Below are 1,450 nucleotides of genomic sequence, written 5' to 3' on the forward strand. Positions count from 1 at the left end.
CACTACTTTGGCAGAATGTGTTTTCGCCGCTGTTTTTCAAGGATTTGCTTTCGGCAATATGGGCACTGCTGGGGCGGCGGCCGAAGGATGAGATCGACGATGGCGTGACGTACGGCGGGCATGGTTGGTTGAGGCGGAGGCCCGTTGATTCTTTTTTTTCCGCCCCGCGTTTGCGAGGCGACGATGTTGCAGGAAGGCGTAGGCAATCATTGTCATAAGGGCGTGGCGATGAAGACCTTGCCATGATCGCCCTTCGAAGTGATCAAGTCCAAGTTCCTCCTTCAACTGTTGATGCGCCTGCTCACAAATCCACCGTGCCTTGATGGTGGCGGCCAGCGTGCGCAGATCCGTCATCGCCGGAAGATTGGCGAGATAGTATTTCTTCTCTCCCGAGGCGCGTTGCTCGCCAATGAGCCAGGCTTCGTCGCCTGGGAGATGCTGCTGACCTTTATCCCATATCCGCTGCGGAGGTCCGTCGGCGGTGCGGACACGGAGAGCAGCAAATCGGGCTTTGAGCCGACCTTTCGTCCCGCTACGCCAACTCACGGTTTTCCATTTGGCGCTGGCCAGCATTTGTTCTGCCGCAATCGATAAGATATCGGGCACGTGGTGCTTTCGTGGTTTCCCGCGGACTTTGGTAATCGGCCAAATGAGCTTCACATCGACCGGATACACTTTCAGGTGCCGAGGGATGCCGACAGCCCAGGCCAGCCCGCGCTCTGTTAGCCCTTGTCGAAACGGTGCGCTGAGGCCGTATCCTGCATCCGCCAGCACACATCCAAAGCGCACGTTGGCTGCCATCGCGCGGTCAATCTCGGCCAAAGCAATCTCCGGCTTGGACCGTGGCGTTCGGTGTTCGACTGGCACGCGAGCGCGCTTCAAACGAGACATGTCGCTTGTCCAACTGTCAGGCAAAAAGAGACGTAACGCGACCATCACTGGCACTTCGCCGCGCGCAAGCGTTAAAGACACCAGCGTTTGGCAATTTGCCGTTTTACCGAGAGCCGACGCGTATTGAGCCGCAACACCGACCGAGCGCTCACCCTTCTTCGGCAGTGAGGTGTCATCAATAACCAGCACCGCATCGCTGCCGCCGACAAGTCGGTCCGCCTGGTTGAGCAGCTCTGTCTCCAGCGGCGTCGCCTCCCAGACACCGTCCGCAATGAAATGGTGCAACTGGTCGTAGTTGCTCGTGGCAAGGCGTTCCGCCATCGGCTGAACACTCTTGCGATCGCCAGGACCGATCAATCCCGCAACATATAGAGGACACATCCGCTGTCGGGTCTTATGACCCAGCCGGTCCAAGAACGGCATCAGCCAGCGTTCGAGTTCGTCTTCCCATCCCGGCATGGTCAGCCCTCCAAGAGCCGACCACCCATGAATCATTGAAAAATTGATTCGGGAATCCTATAAATCGCGATGAAATCAACAATCTGCCAAAGTAGTGCTA

1 protein-coding gene is annotated in these 1,450 nt (G+C 57.4%); it reads right to left on the minus strand.

What is annotated here, in order from left to right:
• Window positions 1-36: 36 nt before the first annotated feature.
• A complete protein-coding gene (locus IVB46_RS19275; protein ID WP_247316098.1) occupies window positions 37-1,386 on the minus strand; it encodes an IS701 family transposase in 1,350 nt (449 codons plus the stop codon).
• Window positions 1,387-1,450 lie beyond the last annotated feature (64 nt).

The organism is Bradyrhizobium sp. 61, assembly GCF_023073075.1.
In the GTDB taxonomy this organism is placed as follows: Bacteria; Pseudomonadota; Alphaproteobacteria; order Rhizobiales; family Xanthobacteraceae; genus Bradyrhizobium; species Bradyrhizobium barranii.

Excerpts from the sequence above, each read along its gene's own strand:
- IVB46_RS19275 (WP_247316098.1), bottom strand. The coding sequence starts at position 1,386 with ATGATTCATGGGTGGTCGGCTCTTGGAGGGCTGACCATGCCGGGATGG.